General features: G+C 60.9%; 16 protein-coding genes and 1 tRNA gene. 10 read left to right on the top strand and 7 right to left on the bottom strand.

The genetic code is table 11. The annotated features are described in order from the left end of the window. Position 1 precedes the first annotated feature (1 nt). Entirely contained in the window at positions 2-1,285 is a 1,284-nt protein-coding gene (locus tag EDE09_RS00865) for a hypothetical protein (RefSeq protein ID WP_132408369.1), read from the bottom strand. 240 nt (positions 1,286-1,525) lie between these two features. Between EDE09_RS00865 and EDE09_RS00860 the strand changes: the two genes are divergently transcribed. Further along, on the top strand, positions 1,526-2,482 hold the full coding sequence (locus EDE09_RS00860) for a nitronate monooxygenase family protein (RefSeq protein ID WP_132408367.1): 957 nt from the start codon (positions 1,526-1,528) through the stop codon (positions 2,480-2,482). A gap of 125 nt (positions 2,483-2,607) precedes the next feature. Continuing rightward, positions 2,608-2,683 (top strand) — tRNA-Thr (locus EDE09_RS00855). Between the two features lie 20 nt (positions 2,684-2,703). Here the strand turns inward: EDE09_RS00855 and EDE09_RS00850 are convergent. Then, on the bottom strand, positions 2,704-3,597 hold the full coding sequence (locus EDE09_RS00850; protein WP_132408365.1) for a glycoside hydrolase family 25 protein: 894 nt from the start codon (positions 3,595-3,597) through the stop codon (positions 2,704-2,706). A gap of 181 nt (positions 3,598-3,778) precedes the next feature. On the opposite strand from EDE09_RS00850, the gene EDE09_RS00845 reads away from it, so the two are divergent. Both EDE09_RS00845 and EDE09_RS00840 read left to right on the top strand, forming a co-directional pair. Further along, entirely contained in the window at positions 3,779-4,486 is a 708-nt protein-coding gene (locus EDE09_RS00845; RefSeq protein WP_132408363.1) for a ribonuclease activity regulator RraA, read from the top strand. Then, positions 4,483-5,409, top strand: coding sequence for a dihydrodipicolinate synthase family protein (locus EDE09_RS00840; RefSeq protein ID WP_112797413.1), 927 nt, complete (start codon positions 4,483-4,485; stop codon positions 5,407-5,409). The genes EDE09_RS00845 and EDE09_RS00840 overlap by 4 nt, the downstream gene beginning before the upstream one ends. Before the next feature lie 67 nt (positions 5,410-5,476). On the opposite strand, the gene EDE09_RS00835 is transcribed toward EDE09_RS00840, so the two are convergent. After that, positions 5,477-6,586 carry an NAD(P)/FAD-dependent oxidoreductase gene (locus EDE09_RS00835; RefSeq protein ID WP_207914795.1) on the bottom strand — a complete coding sequence of 370 codons (1,110 nt, stop codon included), beginning with the start codon at positions 6,584-6,586 and terminating at the stop codon, positions 5,477-5,479. A gap of 113 nt (positions 6,587-6,699) precedes the next feature. Between EDE09_RS00835 and EDE09_RS00830 the strand changes: the two genes are divergently transcribed. Then, positions 6,700-7,653, top strand: coding sequence for a D-2-hydroxyacid dehydrogenase (locus EDE09_RS00830; protein ID WP_165924082.1), 954 nt, complete (start codon positions 6,700-6,702; stop codon positions 7,651-7,653). A 17-nt stretch (positions 7,654-7,670) separates the two neighbouring features. Continuing rightward, positions 7,671-8,516 (top strand): GNAT family N-acetyltransferase, encoded by an 846-nt coding sequence (locus EDE09_RS00825; protein WP_132408361.1) that lies wholly within the window; start codon positions 7,671-7,673, stop codon positions 8,514-8,516. On the opposite strand, the gene xth is transcribed toward EDE09_RS00825, so the two are convergent. Together xth and EDE09_RS27970 are read right to left on the bottom strand one after the other, a co-directional pair. Continuing rightward, on the bottom strand, positions 8,513-9,286 hold the full coding sequence (gene xth / locus EDE09_RS00820; RefSeq protein ID WP_112797417.1) for an exodeoxyribonuclease III: 774 nt from the start codon (positions 9,284-9,286) through the stop codon (positions 8,513-8,515). The genes EDE09_RS00825 and xth overlap by 4 nt on opposite strands. Positions 9,287-9,295: 9 nt before the next feature. Then, the gene (locus tag EDE09_RS27970; protein WP_165924081.1) at positions 9,296-9,472 is read right to left on the bottom strand and encodes a hypothetical protein; all 177 of its coding nucleotides are present in this window, start codon (positions 9,470-9,472) and stop codon (positions 9,296-9,298) included. A gap of 198 nt (positions 9,473-9,670) precedes the next feature. Between EDE09_RS27970 and EDE09_RS00815 the strand changes: the two genes are divergently transcribed. Genes EDE09_RS00815 through nadE form a run of 3 tightly spaced genes read left to right on the top strand, consistent with a single transcriptional unit; the run spans position 9,671 to position 12,502 of the window. Next, positions 9,671-9,928, top strand: a complete 258-nt coding sequence (locus EDE09_RS00815; RefSeq protein ID WP_112797419.1) for an acyl carrier protein — start codon at positions 9,671-9,673, stop codon at positions 9,926-9,928. Between the two features lie 22 nt (positions 9,929-9,950). After that, the gene (locus EDE09_RS00810; protein WP_112797421.1) at positions 9,951-11,507 is read left to right on the top strand and encodes a class I adenylate-forming enzyme family protein; all 1,557 of its coding nucleotides are present in this window, start codon (positions 9,951-9,953) and stop codon (positions 11,505-11,507) included. 8 nt (positions 11,508-11,515) lie between these two features. Continuing rightward, a complete protein-coding gene (gene nadE / locus EDE09_RS00805; protein WP_112797532.1) occupies positions 11,516-12,502 on the top strand; it encodes an NAD(+) synthase in 987 nt (328 codons plus the stop codon). A gap of 63 nt (positions 12,503-12,565) precedes the next feature. On the opposite strand, the gene EDE09_RS00800 is transcribed toward nadE, so the two are convergent. Further along, positions 12,566-13,684 carry a GNAT family N-acetyltransferase gene (locus EDE09_RS00800; protein ID WP_162712271.1) on the bottom strand — a complete coding sequence of 373 codons (1,119 nt, stop codon included), beginning with the start codon at positions 13,682-13,684 and terminating at the stop codon, positions 12,566-12,568. A gap of 118 nt (positions 13,685-13,802) precedes the next feature. After that, the gene (locus EDE09_RS00795; RefSeq protein ID WP_105370517.1) at positions 13,803-14,195 is read right to left on the bottom strand and encodes a PRC-barrel domain-containing protein; all 393 of its coding nucleotides are present in this window, start codon (positions 14,193-14,195) and stop codon (positions 13,803-13,805) included. Positions 14,196-14,459: 264 nt separating this feature from the next. Between EDE09_RS00795 and EDE09_RS00790 the strand changes: the two genes are divergently transcribed. Beyond that, positions 14,460-16,157 (top strand): long-chain fatty acid--CoA ligase, encoded by a 1,698-nt coding sequence (locus tag EDE09_RS00790; RefSeq protein ID WP_112797425.1) that lies wholly within the window; start codon positions 14,460-14,462, stop codon positions 16,155-16,157. Positions 16,158-16,221: the final 64 nt, after the last annotated feature.

Genomic DNA, 16,221 nt, shown 5'->3' with positions numbered 1-16,221 from the left:
ACTATTGTCCCGGCAGGATGCGGACCGAATAAAGCAGTACGGGCAGATCAGGCCCGTCAAGACCGGCATTGATGACCAGGTGACCGGGGGCATTCGGCGCAAGCGAGCGCTCGAACGTGACGCGGAAGAGCGCCTCCAGCTTTTCCTGCGTGGCGGTAAAGCGATGACGGCTGCAGTTGCCGAGGCTTCCGAAGTCGCAACGTACCGACAGCTGCACGGAACGATCCTGCGCAGATTGCAACGTCAGCGCCACGGTCGAGCTTTTGCCGGCCATTTCGCGAAGCACTTCGGCCGGCACCTCAATTGAGACGTCGCCTCCCTCGCCAGTGGTCGTCGAGAGGATACGGACCGCCTGTCCCTCCGCTCCGGCCACGGCTTCGACGCGCGCCTGACCGGCGGGCTTCAGCTTCGCGATACCGGAAGGAACGAAAATTTCCACCCAATCGTCGGAAAAACCATTGCGCGGATCGAAACCTCCTGCCTCCTGCCCGGTCTGCTGACGGCTCAGAGACTGGTCGGCAACCTTCATTGCCTCCTCGATGAACGACTGGACCATTCCGGATTGGTAGAACCACCAGCAGGCGCCACCGACAACGCCTAGGGTGATCAGCCACGTAAGAAGATGCGACAGGAAACTGCGGCGCTTGCGCGGTTTGGCGGCCCGCTCCGGCGGCACGTCCAGCCCTGTGCCGGAGGGTTCGGGCCGGCTTTTCCCGGCTTTTCCCGTCTTCGACTCCTTGACCGGCGGTCCAGCTTCAATGCGTTCATCACGATCGACTGCAATCCGGCCAAGATCACCTTCTCGCGCCACGAAAGTCTCCGGCGCGGATGTCGTAACGGGTGCGGCAACCGGCGCCACGGGCGAGGCCTCGGAGGTGACGGGGGCAACGTGGTGAGCGGCGTGGGGCGTTGAGAATGCGGCAGAGCGCGTTTCGCCACCGAGCGTCACGTCCGGCCCGAGCTCTGCCCGCTGCTGAGCTGCGACAACCACGGGCGGCGCAACCGGCTCGGAGGCGGGGATATAGGGAAGCTCGGTCTCGAGTTCGATCTCGGGCGGTGGCGCTGCCTCAGTCAGCCGACGCACTTCCTCCGTCTCGATCTGATGGATCTTCTCTTCCAACAACTCATGCTGCTGCATGATGATCAGCCGATCGGTCACGCCCTGCTTGCGAAGGCCGGCATCAAGCGCCTGCCGCGCCGACTGATAAATACGAACCCTGGTTTCCCGGTCCGCTCTGTTGGAGCGATCCAGCGCGTTCCTGATGGCCGTTTCCAAACCGCTCACTGCCGGTCCTTCTTCTACTCATTCCCCAATACGCGGGAGTTTACGTTTCGGTAACCTCTCTCACGCGGAACTGCAAGCGCCGCACACTGCTGAAAAATAAGGTCAGGTTATGTCTCATGCGCTCCCGGAAGAAATGAGCGACAAATGTTCCGAAATTTTTCCACCGGCTTTTCCTGCGCGACCCGATCTGCTAGACAGAATTACGTTTGCGTAAACGTCAATCGGGAGGTTCTTTTCCGCATGCTTCCAGCAATCCTCAGGGACAGGCTGCGTCTGCCCGTGATCGCGTCACCACTTTTCATCATCTCTCATCCGGAACTGACGCTGGCGCAATGCAAGGCAGGTGTCATCGGCGCCTTTCCGGCGCTCAATGCGCGGCCGGAAAGCCAGCTCGACGAATGGCTCGCAATGATCACCGAAGATCTCGCCGCCTACGATGCCGCCAATCCTGAAAAGCCTTCCGCGCCCTTCGCCGTAAACCAGATCGTGCACACGTCCAACAAGCGGTTGGAACACGACTTGATGATGTGCGTGAAATACAAGGTACCGATCGTCATCTCATCGCTTGGCGCTGTACCCGAGGTCAATGCGGCGGTGCATTCCTACGGCGGCATCGTGCTGCATGACATCATCAACAACCGGCACGCCAATTCGGCAATCCGTAAAGGCGCAGATGGATTGATCGCCGTTGCCGCAGGCGCCGGAGGCCATGCGGGAACGCTTTCGCCCTTTGCGCTCGTCCAGGAAATCCGTGAATGGTTCGACGGGCCTTTGTTGCTGGCCGGAGCGATTGCGACGGGGGGCGGCATTCTCGCAGCACAGGCAATGGGCGCCGACATGGCCTATATCGGTTCGCCCTTCATCGCCACTAAGGAGGCCCGCGCGGTCGACGCCTACAAGCAGATGATTGCCGATTCGAACGCCGCCGACATCGTCTATTCCAACTATTTCACCGGCGTTCACGGCAACTATCTGAAAGGCTCGATCAAGGCGATGGGCATGGATCCCGACGCTCTGCCGGTCGCCGACCCCACCAAGATGGATTTCGACCAGGCGGTGAGCGGACCGAAGGCCTGGAAGGAAATCTGGGGTGCCGGACAAGGCGTGGGCGCGGTGAAAGCAGTGGCTCCCGTCGCTGAGCTTGTCGACCGGCTCGAGCGGGAATACGAGGCGGCACGGAAGCGGCTCGCGCTTTGAGCGCGGGTTCCGGCCGCAGCCGACAGGAAAATCGCAGACCGGGTCAAATCACGGCTTGAAATTGCAGGTCATTGCCTGTATCAGCCGCATCACTCGCAGCCCGGCCGATGCCGTCCGCTGCCCGTGCCGCTTTAGCTCAGTCGGTAGAGCACATCATTCGTAATGATGGGGTCACGTGTTCGAGTCACGTAAGCGGCACCATTTTCACACCATGTGGCGATTCAGAATGGCCGGTAGGGCAAGTCCGCTTCCGCGATCAGCGCCGGATCAGGCGTATTGGACGGCAGAAGCTCGCCTTTTGCCCAGACACGTTTCAGATCATCGAGACCCATACCGGCGACATTGACGTCGATGTCCGTGGAGGTTCCGGGGACGCGGTACGGGCAATGCCGCTTCGAGCAGTTCGATGAAGAAGAAAACTGCCAGAGAAAGTAGTTCGACCAGCTTCCCATCGGAAACACCTGGGCAACATCCGGCTTGTAGCGGGCGTACCAGATCGGAAGCCGGGACAACAGCTTGTAGTCGTTGCGCCGGACCGCGATGTATCGGGCGACGCTGTGGTTCGTATAGAGAATGGGGTAGCGGCCGGTTCTCGCCTTCAGATGCCGCGCGAAAGTTTCGGCATCCTCGAGCGACATGAACTTGTCGTCCAGGTCCTCAAGATCGAGAACCATGAGATCCTTGTCGTCCGGCTCCGCATAATCCAGAAAGTGATTTGCCTGGTCGATCGGATTTCCCGGCCGCGCAAGATGATAGGCGCCCCAGAGGAGGCCGGCGCCGCGTGCGACGAGGCGACGTGTCTGGTAGAGTTCACGGCTCACCGCGTACTTCCGCCACATCGTCTTGCAGTGCGCCACCGTATCGCCGCCGTGTTTTCCGGTGCAGCTGTAGCTTTCCGGAAGCCCGTCGGAGGCCTTGTGGATGAAGCCGGCTATACGTTTGTCGGTGAGGAGTTTCCGCCAATCGATGACGTTGAGTTCGTAGGCGTCGATGACGAGAGGGGCATTGGTATCCCGCCACACCTGCTTTTGCCCGGCAAGCCCGTCGGCGGGGCGTACGAGGCTGAATGCGAGGGCGGCCAGCACAGTGGCCAATCGGAAAATCCCCTTGTCCATTTGAGGAGAGTAAGTCCTTAACCTTAAGCGAGGCTTAATTTAGAGCATCCTTAACGATGGCCGGTTACGCCATTCTGGCCCCGCAGGATACCTCCGCTTGTTCCTTGACGACGGAAGCAGGTCGAAGGAATATCGCCCGCCGCCGGCCGTGGCGGTCCAAAGAAATTCCCGAGGAGAATTCATGTCGCTGGACCCTGACATCACCGAGACGCTGAAGAGCGTTTCCACCGCCACGCTGACCACGGTGCTTTTGAAAAAGGGCTTGCGAAATGTCTGGATGCGCGGCACCAAGCCGTTGAAGCCGGGCCAGGGCCGGGTCGTGGGCAAAGCTTTCACGCTGCGCTTCGTACCGGCACGCGAGGATCTCGCGACGCCGGAAAGCTGGTCTTCGCCGATCTCCACCCGCGCCGCGATCGAAGCCATGCCGGAAGGGTGCGTGGCCGTGGCCGACGCACTTGGCGTGACCGATGCCGGTATTTTCGGCGACATCCTCTGCGCCCGCATGGCCAAGCGCGGCGTTGCAGGCCTGATTACCGACGGCGTGTTGCGCGATGCGGAAGGTGTTTTCGGCAGCGGCATGAAGGTCTGGTGCAATGGTATTGCCGCGCCGCCGTCGGTCGCCGGCCTCACCTTCGTCGGCTGGCAGGAGCCGATTTCCTGCGGTGGCGTTGCCGTGTTTCCGGATGACATCGTCGTTGTGGACGAGGACGGCGCGGTTCTGATCCCGGCCAAGCTGCTCGATGCCGTTCTGGCCGAGGCGCCCGAACAGGAACGAATGGAAGCCTGGATCATGACCGAAGTCGACCGGGGCGTACCGCTGCCTGGTCTTTACCCCATGAATGCCGAAACCAAGGCCCGTTATCAGGCCTGGAAGGACAGCCAGAAATGACATTCGGCGTGGAATCCAAAGGCGTCTATGCAATTGCGACCACTCCGTTCCTGGAAAACGGGGCAATTGACTTCAATTCGGTCGACCGGTTGACCGACTTTTACCAGGAAAGCGGCTGCACCGGCATCACCATCCTCGGCATCATGGGCGAAGCGCCCAAGCTTGAGCCGGAGGAGAGCCGGGCAATCGTCAAACGCGTCGTCTCGCACGCCACGGTACCGGTGATCGTCGGCGTCTCTGCACCGGGCTTTGCCGGCATGCGATCCCTGGCGCGCGATTCCATGGAAATGGGAGCGGCAGGGGTGATGATCGCACCGCCGCCGTCGCTCCGCACCGACGACCAGATAGTCAATTACTTCGCCGGCGCCGTCGAAGCAGTCGGCGACGACGTGCCCTGGGTGCTGCAGGATTACCCGCTGACGCTGACCGTCGTGATGTCGCCCGGCGTGATCGCGAAGATCATTTCCAACCATCCCTCCTGCCTGATGCTGAAACATGAAGACTGGCCAGGGCTCGAAAAAATCTCCAGGCTTCGCGCCTTGCAGAAGGCTGGAGACCTGCGGCCCTTCTCTATCCTTTGCGGCAATGGCGGCATGTTCCTCGATTTCGAACCGGAGCGCGGCGCTGACGGCGCAATGACCGGTTACGGGTTCCCGGACATGCTGACGGAACTCATCGGCCTCTTTGCGGACGGGAAGCGGGACGAGGCCCACGACCTCTTCGACGCCCATCTGCCGCTGATCCGCTACGAACAGCAAGTGGGCGTCGGCCTTGCCGTGCGCAAGCATGTGCTGAAGCGGCGCGGCGTCATCGCCACGGACGTGCAGCGCAAGCCGGCGCAGATGCTTTCGGCTACGGCCAAGGCGGAGGTGGACTACCTGCTTGGCCGGCTTGCGAAGCGGGACAAGCGGGCGGCGTTTTGAGATAGTCGCTTAACGCTGCCCCCTCAACCCCGAAGGGCCGGATGAGGGGGTCTCTTCGAGGTTCAGCCTAAATCAGGCGTCTAACCCGCTCCGCGATCGCCATGGAGGCCGTCAGGCCGGGGGATTCGATACCGTAAAGCGCGACATAGGCGGGATGGCCGGTTGCGTCCGGTCCCTGAATGATGAAATCGCCGCCGCCTCCCGCTTCCGGCCCCATCACTTTGGGCCGCATGCCGGAATAGGCCGGCTGCAGCGCGCCCTCCGCCAGAGCCGGCCAGTAGCGGCGGATTGCAGCATAGAACCTGTCGGCCCGCCGAGGGTCGACGTCATAGTCGATCGTCTCCACCCACTCGACGTCCGGACCGAACCTCGCCTGTCCCGCCATATCGAGCGTCAGATGGACGCCAAGCCCGCCTGGCTCCGGAACCGGGTAGATCAATCGTCCGGCGGGAGCGCTGCCGGCAAGGGAAAAGTAGCAGCCTTTGGCGTAGTAGCGCTCCGGCACCGTCGCTCGATCAAGGCCGAGGATGCTTTCGGACACGGCCCAGGCGTTCAAACCCGCGGCATTCACGACCAGCTTGGCCTCGATCTCGACTGGATCGCGGCCGCCTACCGAAAGCCGAACTGCACCGGAGAGAAGCTCTCCGCCGAGCACGGGGGACTTCAGTACGATGGCACCGCTGTGAGCTTCGATATCCGCGATATAGCTTTCCATCAGACGATGGCTGTCGATGATACCGGTGGAGGGCGAAACGAGTGCCGCAAAGCCGGTGATCTGCGGCTCCAGCCGAGCCAGTTCGACGCTATCGATCAATGAACAGTCATCGACGCCATTGGCCTCGGCCTGCTTCAGAAGCTTTTCGAGATAAGCGACCTCCGCCTCGCTGGAAGCCACGACCAGCTTGCCGCACCGCTTGTGCGGGATATGGCGCTCCCTGCAATAGTCGTAGAGCTTGCGCTTGCCGGCAACACAGAGTTCGGCCTTGAGGCTGCCGGTCGAATAATAGAGACCGGCATGGATCACTTCGCTGTTGCGGGAAGACGTTACGCTGCCGGTCATCGGCTCGGCTTCGAGAAGCACGACCTCGCGGCCGGCGATCGCCAGTTCACGCGCCACTGCAAGCCCCACCACGCCGCCGCCGATGACGACGCAATCGAGCTCCAACACTTCCCCCATTCCTTGCTCCGCACTTTTACCTTCCGGATGGCGGGCGGGATGATATACGAGAAATCGAGCGCGGCCAGCGCTTTGGACGACGGGAGGATTTGATCCATGCGGGATTTCAGGCAATGCTGAAGGTGGTTTTTCTCGACCGCGATACGATCGGGCCATCCGTCGAGATTACCCGGCCTGCCTTTGCGCATAAGTGGGTGGAGTATGGCAAAACGGCGCCGGAGGACGTGCCCGCACGTATTGCCGATGCCGACATCGTCATCACCAACAAGGCGCCGGTCCGCGAGGGGGCTATCGACGGTGCGTCGAAGCTGAAGATGATTGCGGTGGCCGCCACCGGCTATGACGTGATCGATCTCGCGTTTGCCAAGGAACGCGGCATAATCGTTTCCAATGTGCGCGGCTACGCCGTCAATACCGTGCCCGAGCACACATTCGCGCTCATTTTTGCGCTGCGCCGATCGATCGTCGGCTTCCGTCAGGACGTGATCGGCGGCGAATGGCAGCGTGCGGACCAGTTCTGCTTCTTCACGCATCCGATCCGCGACCTCGCGGGCTCGACGCTCGGCATTTTCGGGCGCGGCACGCTCGGCAAGTCCGTGGCGAAAATCGCTGACGCCTTCGGCATGAACGTGGTTTTCGCAGCCCGCAAGGACGCAGAGACTGTCGAGCCCGGCTACACCGGCTTTGACGAGGTATTGGAGACCGCCGATATCATCAGCTTCCATATGCCGCTCACGCCGACGACCCGCAACCTGATCGGGATAGAGGAGTTCCGCCGGATGAAACGGAAGCCGCTGATCATCAATACGGCGCGCGGCGGGCTGGTGAATGAAGCCGATCTGGTAACGGCACTCGACGAGGGGCTGATTGCCGGTGCCGGTTTCGACGTGCTGACAAAGGAGCCTCCCTTGCCGGACAATCCGCTGCTGACGATCCTCGACCGACCAAACGTCATCGTTACGCCGCATGTCGCTTGGGCGAGCGACGAGGCAATGCAGACGCTTTGGGCGCAAGTCGTCAGCCATCTGGAAAACTTCGAAAAGGGCAGTCCTACCAACGCGCTGTAACGCCGGAGGCACAATCGATGGATCAGAATGCGGCCGTCACTCGTCGCCCGCTTTCAGCCTGTTCGCTGGATGAAGCGGCCAAGGCCTTTACGGAAGGCTTCGTCGGCTATGTCGTGCCGGTCAGCGTCAGGCCGGAGGCCTTGGCACTTCGTATCGCCCGGGAGGATGTCGACGCTGACATCAGCGAAATATTCTTCGACGGCGGCAGGCCCGCCGGCATTCTGCTCATTTCGAGGCGAGGCGACCGCTCGCGCATCAGTGCGCTCGGTGTTGGCCCGGCCATCCGTTCCAGGGGATTCGGCCGGCGCGTCATGCAGGAGGCCATGAACGCCGCTCGAAGCCGCGGCGAAAGGCAGCTGATCCTCGAAGTCATCAATTCCAATACCAAGGCGTGCGATCTCTATCTGTCGCTCGGTTTTCAAATCACGCGGACGCTGGTTGGCTTCAGCCGGGCTGCATCCCTTGCCGTACCGGATGTCGCTCCAGCCGAGGAATGCGATCTCGGGACAGCTGTCGACATGCTGTCGCGATTTTCGGATACCGATCCCACTTGGCAGACGGACCCCGCATCCTTTCGACAGGCAGGCTCGCCTCTCAGAGGAATGGCACTGGAAAGCCGGGCGGCTGCACTGATCGACGACAGCGGCGAGGACATACGCTTCTATGGCTTTGCAGTCGACCCGGCCCATCGCCGCCAGGGTGCCGGTCGCGCGCTGGCCGATGCACTCGCTGCCCGTTATCCCGGTCGCAAGCTCTACATCATCGAGAACGTGCCGGAAGGCCAACTCGACCTCTTCATGCGGCGCATCGGCTGGCACAAAAGCAGGCTGACACAATCCGAAATGTCGCTCGCTCTCTCCTAGTCGGAGATTTCTATCCAGGCCGGCGCGTGATCGCTGGCATGATCCCCGCCGCGGACATGGCGGTCGACGCCGGCATGTTCCAGCCGGCCGGCGATCGAAGGGCTGAGCAGCAGGTGATCAAGCCGGAGGCCGGCATCGCGACCCCAGGCATTCCGGAAATAGTCCCAGAAGGTATAGATGCGCTCGTTGGGATGAAGACTGCGAAGCCCGTCCGTCCAACCCTGATCTAGAAGCTCGGTAAAAACATCCCGCACCTCCTGACGAAACAACGCGTCGTCGCGCCATCGTTCTGGCGCATAGACGTCAAGGTCGGTCGGAATGATGTTGTAGTCCCCCGCCAGAACGACGGGAGCGCCAGTATCCATGAGTGCCCGTGCGTGACCCAGGAAACGCCGATACCAGGAGAGCTTGTAGTCGAACTTGGGCCCGGGCGCCGGATTGCCGTTGGGCGCATAGAGGCATGCGATCAACACGCCCCCGACAGCCGCTTCGATATAGCGGCTGTGCTCATCGTCCATATTGTCGGGAAGGCCGCGCCGCGTCTCTATCGGATCGGTGTCATGAGCGAGAATGGCGACGCCGTTCCAGCTCTTCTGACCATGCCAGATGGCGCCGTAACCGGCCTTCTCGATGGCTGAAATTGGAAACTTCTGTTGTGGAGCCTTCAGTTCCTGCAGGCAGACGACATCCGGCCGCGCCTCCTCAAGCCAGTCGAGAAGAATGTCAAGGCGACCGTTGACGCCGTTCACATTGAAGGTCGCGATCTTCACCGGGCACTGTCAGCGCGGGCGATCGCCTCTATCGCCCTCGCCCGCCTTTGCCTTCGTCCTGGCGGTTTTTCGCACATCTTGAGCCAGCGAGCGCCCGACGTCGTCGGATTCCTTGAAGCGGCCGTTGTCATCACGTCGGACATAGCGCTTGTCCGTGCCCGTATCGATCAGTTCCCGTTTTGCCATTACCGGTCTCCTTATTTGAAGTCTGACACAACGCAGAACGTCGCTTTTGGATGCAAAATCGGGAACAGTTCAAAACAACACGGATGCTTTAGCGAAAGATTCAGGACTATCGGCAAAGGATAGCCGCAGTAAAACCAATGTGTCTTCGGTCCCGGCGGCTCGAAGGGGCATGGTGTGGCTTTTTGAAGGGGCTGTTCGATGACTGAACGTTTCACAGGTACCGTGCGCGAGTTTATTGCCGAGAACTTCCTCTTTCGCGCCGATGCCGATATTTCCAACAGCCAGTCTCTGCTCGATACCGGCGTGATCGACTCCACAGGGGTTCTCGAGCTGATTGCCTTTCTCGAAAGCACCTATGGCATCACGGTGGCTGACGAGGAAATCATCCCGGAAAATCTCGACAGCGTCGACAACATGACAAGATACCTCGCAAACAAGCTTCCTGTCGCTGCCTGACTGACCGAAAAGGCGACCAGTGATGCGGCTTGAGGCGAGGCTTCGCGACAGTGCCCGGCGCTTTGCCGGCAAGACGGCGCTTGTGGCAGGCGACATCCGCCTCACCTATGGGGAACTTGATGCCCGCTCGGATCGCCTGGCTGACAGCTTCGTTCGCAATGGAGTGAAGCCCGGGGATCGCATCCTGATGATCCTCGACAATGGGCCGGAGGCTGTTTTGGGATTCTTTGGCGCCTGGAAGATAGGCGCCGTCCCGTGCCCACTCTATCCTTCCATCAAAGCGGACAAGCTGGCTGCCATCCTCGACAGTACCGAAGCTGCTGCGATCATCACCCAGGCCCGGCTGCAGCCGACGGTCGAAACGGCGGTTGCCGCGACGAAAATTCGTCCGGTCGTCTTCGTGGCTCAGGCAGAGGTGTGCGACGAGGCCGACTTCACACTGCGTTTCGAGGACGCCGTCGATGGTGTCCCGAGCGCGCCAATCGAGATACTCGAAGACAGCAACAGCCTCGCGCTGCTGATCCATACTTCCGGCTCGACGGGAAAGCCGAAGGGCGTGATGCTGTCCCATGCCAATGTGAATGCGGCCTGCCAATCGATCGTCAGCTATCTCGGCAATACCGCCGAGGATATTGTCCTGAACGTCCTGCCGCTTTCCTTTGGTTACGGCATCACGCAGGTCGTCACCATGATCATGGTCGGCGGCACGCTGATCCTGGAAAAGAGCTTCGCCTTCCCTCGCAAGATCCTGGAGCGGCTGGCGCAGGAGAAGGTGACCGGATTTCCTCTCGTTCCACCCATGGCCGCGCTCGTCGTCGGCATGAAAGATCTCGAGCCGGGCTCCCTGCCGCACCTACGCTACATGACGAGCGCGGCGGCCGCCATGCCGCCCGCCTTCACCGAACGGCTACGGCATGTATTTCCGGAGACTCAGCTCTTCCTGATGTATGGGCAGACGGAATGCATGCGCGCCACCTATCTCCCGCCGGCAGAAGCCACTCACCGCCCCCTGTCCGCGGGGAAAGCCATCCCCGGTACCCGGGCCTATGTGGTCGATGAAGACGGAAACCCGGCATCACCGGGCACGATCGGCGAATTGGTCGTCGAGGGGCCTCATGTCATGCTTGGCTATTGGCGCGACGCCCCGACGACACTGGAAAAACTCGTGCCGCTCCCGACCGGCCGGCGTCTTTATACTGGCGATCTGTTCCGCGCCGATGAGGACGGATTTCTCTACTTCGTCAGCCGGCGCGACGACATCATCAAGACCCGCGGCGAAAAGGTCAGCCCACAGGAAGTCGAGCGGGCGCTCTACGAGATCGCCGAGATCGCCGAGGCCGCAGTCGGCGGAGTGCCGGACCCGGTCTTCGGTGAGGTCATCCGCGCCTATGTCGTGCTCCGCCAAGGCGCGATCCTTACCGAGCGCGATATCATACGGCACTGTGCAGGCCGGCTCGAAGACTACATGGTGCCCAAAAGCGTCGAGTTCCGCGATGCCTTACCGAGAACGACCACCGGAAAAATCAGACTGAATGCCAACAACAGCAACAACGAACCGACGCAGGGGAATGTCGCATGATGCGAGCCATGAAAATTGCCGAGAAGACGGGAAAGTTCTCTCCAGACACGTTGAAGCTCGATGCGGAGGCGGAGATCGAGCGCATCTCAAATTGGATACGCGAGACGGTGACGAAGGACCTCCGGAAACGCGGCGCCGTGCTCGGACTTTCCGGCGGTATCGATTCCAGCGTCACGGCGGCACTTTGCGCCCGCGCGCTCGGGCCGGTAAAAGTGACCGGCATCTTCATGCCCGAGCATGACAGCGACCCCGAGAGCCTTCGCCTTGGCAGGGCGCTCGCCGATGCCGTGGGCGTCGAAACGGTCCTTGAGGACATCGGCCCCGCCCTTGCGGCAGCAGGTTGCTATACCCGCCGCGACGGTTTCATCCGCCAGGTCGTGCCGGAATTCGGCGAGGGCTGGGGCTGCAAGGTGGTCCTGGAAGATGCGTTGACCGGTCGCGGATACAATATTTCCTGGCTGGTGGTCGCCAATCCTGCCGGCGAGCAGAGCCGCCATCGCATGCCGCTGGACGTCTATCTCGGCATGATCGCCGCCGCCAATATGAAGCAACGCACCCGCAAGCAGATCGAATATTACCATGCCGACCGCCTGAACTCCGCGGTGGCGGGTACGCCGAACCGGTTGGAATACGACCAGGGATTTTTCGTGAAGAATGGCGATGGCGCGGCTGACTTCAAGCCAATCGCGCATCTCTACAAGAGCCAGGTCTATCAGCTTGCCGAAGCGCTTGGCGTACCCGCCGAGATCCGCCGGCGGCCGCCGACCACCGACACGTGGTCGCTGCCCCAGGGCCAGGATGAATATTACTTCTCGCTACCCTATGACCGGATGGACCTTTGCCTCTACGGTCTCGACAACGGCATTGCCCGCGAAGACGTCGGCGAGGCTGCCGAACTGACGCCTGAGCAGGTGGACGCCGTCTGGCGCAATATCGCCTCGAAGCGCAAGGTCGCGGAGTACCTGCACGCCCAGCCCTTGACCATGCTCGGGTAAACCGGCGGACTTATTTGCTTGGGCAAGTGCGAGCGCTGAAAACGCTCGCATTTTTCTCTCGCCTTAGTCGAAGTCGTCGCCGATCAGGCGCGTCCAGTTTTCGCCGGCAAGACCGCTGATCAGGCCTTGCCCCGTTTTGACCGGCTCCAATAGCGACTTGTCCTTGGCGTGAGCGACAAAGAAGGCGCGACCGTAAAACATCGTCTTGCGGCTGATGAGCTCGGGCGTCAGCCAAGGATGACCGGCACCACGGATCGCGGCGCAACCACTGGCATCGGCGTGAGCGAAAAGATCCTCCACCAGATCGCCCGCAACCGCCGGCGAGCAGAGCGCCTGCAGAAGCCAGGCGATCCCGCCCGGGCGGCCATAATAGACATAACAGCCGACGAGTTGGCCGTTGCGGGATTCCGCGATACGCCAGACCGGCTTTCCGTATTGCCGTTTCTGTTCCGCCTGGTCCATGAACCATTCGAGCGTCGGCCGGTCCCACTGAGGCTTCAGCGGGAAAGTATCAGCAAGTTTCAGAACCGCCTCGATGAACTCCTCGCGCGGCGCATCCCAGAAGTTTGCCCGACCTACGCCATGGACCTTGGGTGCACGAAACGGCGATACGCCCATCTTCTCGACCAATCCGTCGGCCAATGCACCGACTGGTCGCAGGAAGCGCGCAGCTTTAACGGCACGTTCGGCAACCTGAACCGCCGCCGAGGCGGGGCGCAAGACGCGCAGCCAGTTGAGGCTGTAGGCGATATCAAGCGGCAGAGCGAGCTTCTGCCACATGCCAAGGGCAAGCGCATTGGCGGTTTCGGTCAGCGATATGTCCTGCGGACCCGCCAGGAACGAACGCAGAAGGCGCGCCCCGGCCAGCGGGTTCTGTTCCGGCCGGTCGACCATCATCGAGCCAGCGAAAGCTGCCCGCAGCGATCTGCCGTTCAATTCCAGTCGCGATGGAAAAACGCCGATGAAACCCTCGATCTCGCCCGCGGCGCTGACGAACACCTTTGAGCGGATTTCGTCATCATACCAGGGGTGGTCGAAATAGATCTCGCGGAAATACTGGATCATCGACGGCCGCAAGGGCTCAGAGTCGCGGAAGGTCTTCTGAAACAGTTGAGCAACCGACGGCAGGTCCTCCCGTTCCAGATCCCGGACGCCGCCCGCCTTGTCCGCCGTCATGCCCATTTGCCGTCCTCTCGCCCCGTTTTCCATCGGGGCGGACGGCAGCGTGCCAGAATAGTTTTAAACAAATGAAAAGAGGCCCCGCGAATGGCGGAGCCTCCTGAAGCTTCTCACGACCGATTTACATCCAATAGGGCGGCACGCCGTAATAGTCGTAGATCGTCCGGCCCTTGTCGTTGTACCAGGTATCATCGTCCAGATCGCGATAGCGCGGCGCGCCCGTGATCTGGTCCTTGGTCAGATCGATGCGGTAGCCGTCGAGTTCTTCGTCGTAACGCAGCTTTTCCCAGGGCAGCGGGTAATAATCGTCACCAATCCCCAGGAAGCCGCCGAAGCTCAGGACTGCATAGGCTACCCGGCCGCCGCGCTTTTCGAGCAGTACGCGCTCGATCGAGCCGATGTGCTTGCCGTCTGCGCCATAGACGCGGGTCCCTTCCACCTTGTCGCTGGCAATCAGCGACGGGGTATCCTTGACGTAGGGATCCTGACCGGCCCGGGGTTCATGATGCAGCATAACGCACCTCCTTGGTTTCCTCGTATCACTTGAGTGGAAACGCTCCGCCATCCCGTATGTTCCTGTCCGACCCGCAAAGGTGCGTGGCCAGGTTGGCAGATGCATTGACGTTTACGTTAAGGTTAGATAGCTGTTAAAAATGACCACTATGGCTTTACGTTGTAGGACCATGGCATAATCTGTTTCTCGCGGCAGGGTGGAGGACTTTGCCGCACGCGTAGGGAAAGCGCGGAACAACAAGAAGAATGATGGAGGAGGTTTCACATGAGCGAAGTCACTGCACGCACCGACGCCAATCCCGACAAGATCTGGCTGGCCTCCTATCCCCCGACGGTACCGGAGGAAATTCCGCCTCTGACCCATCGCTCGCTAGGTGAGCTTTTCGAAGACAGCTGCTCGCGCTTTGCGGACCGGCCAGCATTTTCGAGCATGGGAAAGACCCTCACCTTCCGGCAGCTTGAAGCGGAAAGCCGCAAAATCGCAGCTTGGCTGCAGGCGCAGGGGCTGGTTAAGGGCGACCGCGTCGCAGTGATGCTGCCGAACATCCTCCAGAACCCGGTAATCGTTTACGGTATCCTCCGCATTGGCCTAGTCGTCGTCAACGTCAACCCCCTCTATACGCCGCGGGAGCTGGAGCATCAGTTGAAGGATGCCGGCGCCAAGGCAATCTTCGTCCTGGAGAATTTCGCCCATACCGTGCAGCAGGCCTTGCCGAACACCGAAGTGAAGCATGTGGTTGTTGCAACCATGGGCGACATGCTGGGGCTCAAGGGACATATCGTCAATGTGGTCGTGCGCAAGATAAAGAAGCTTGTGCCGGAATGGTCGCTTGCCTCGTCCAAGAGCTTCAAGCAGGTGCGTGCCGAGGGCGCGCGGCTGACCGTGAACCCGGTCGAGGTGCATGGCCGCGACATCGCTTTCCTCCAATATACCGGCGGCACGACAGGTATCTCCAAGGGAGCAATCCTCACCCATTCCAACCTGCTCGCTAACAAGGAGCAGATGGCGACCTGGCTCGAGACGGCGTTCCTGACGAAGCCGCGGCCGGATCAGCTCCAGTTCCTCTGCGCCCTGCCTCTCTACCATATCTTCGCATTGACCGTGAATTCGCTGATGGGCGTCGCAACCGGCAGTCATAACATCCTGATTGCCAATCCGCGCGATATCCCGGCCTTCGTCAAGGAACTTCAGAAGTACAAGATCCACATCTTTCCCGGACTCAACACGCTGTTCAATGCGCTGATGAACAACCCGGATTTCCAGAAACTCGACTTCTCGTCGCTGCTGCTCGTCTTTGGCGGCGGCATGTCGGTGCAGCGCCCGGTCGCCGAGCGCTGGCTGAAGATGACCGGCTGCCAGATCACCGAAGGTTATGGCCTGTCGGAGACCTCTCCGGTCGCCACCGCAAACCGGCTCGACGCAACCGAATTCAGCGGCATGATCGGGCTGCCGATATCGTCGACGGAAATCTCGATCCGCGATGACGACGGTGCGGAAGTCGAACTTGGCGGCGTCGGTGAAATCTGCATCCGGGGGCCTCAGGTCATGGCCGGTTACTGGAACCGTCCGGATGAAACCGCCAAAGTCATGACTGCGGACGGCTTCTTCCGGACCGGCGACATGGGCTATATGGACCGGCAGGGTTATACGAAGATCGTCGACCGCAAGAAGGACATGATCCTGGTGTCGGGCTTCAATGTCTATCCGAACGAGGTTGAAGAGGTCGTTGCCAAGCATCCTGGCGTACTCGAATGCGCAGCAATCGGAATACTGGACGAACATTCCGGCGAGGCGGTCAAACTCTTCGTGGTCAAAAAGGACCCGAACCTGACCGAAGCACAGATCAAGGCCCATTGCATCGAAAACCTGACGAATTACAAGCGGCCGCGCTTTATCGAATTCCGCAACGAACTGCCCAAATCGAACGTTGGGAAGATCCTGCGGCGCGAGCTGCGCGGCTGACCGCCGTTGCATTGCGGCGACAGATCGACAGCAAGAACCGGTGCCGCTGCCTGAATCGAAGCCT

Source organism: Neorhizobium sp. S3-V5DH, from assembly GCF_004343065.1.
In the GTDB taxonomy this organism is placed as follows: Bacteria; Pseudomonadota; Alphaproteobacteria; order Rhizobiales; family Rhizobiaceae; genus Neorhizobium; species Neorhizobium huautlense.
The sequence above is the reverse complement of the archived record's forward strand: the minus strand, read 5'-3'. Positions and strand labels throughout refer to the sequence as shown.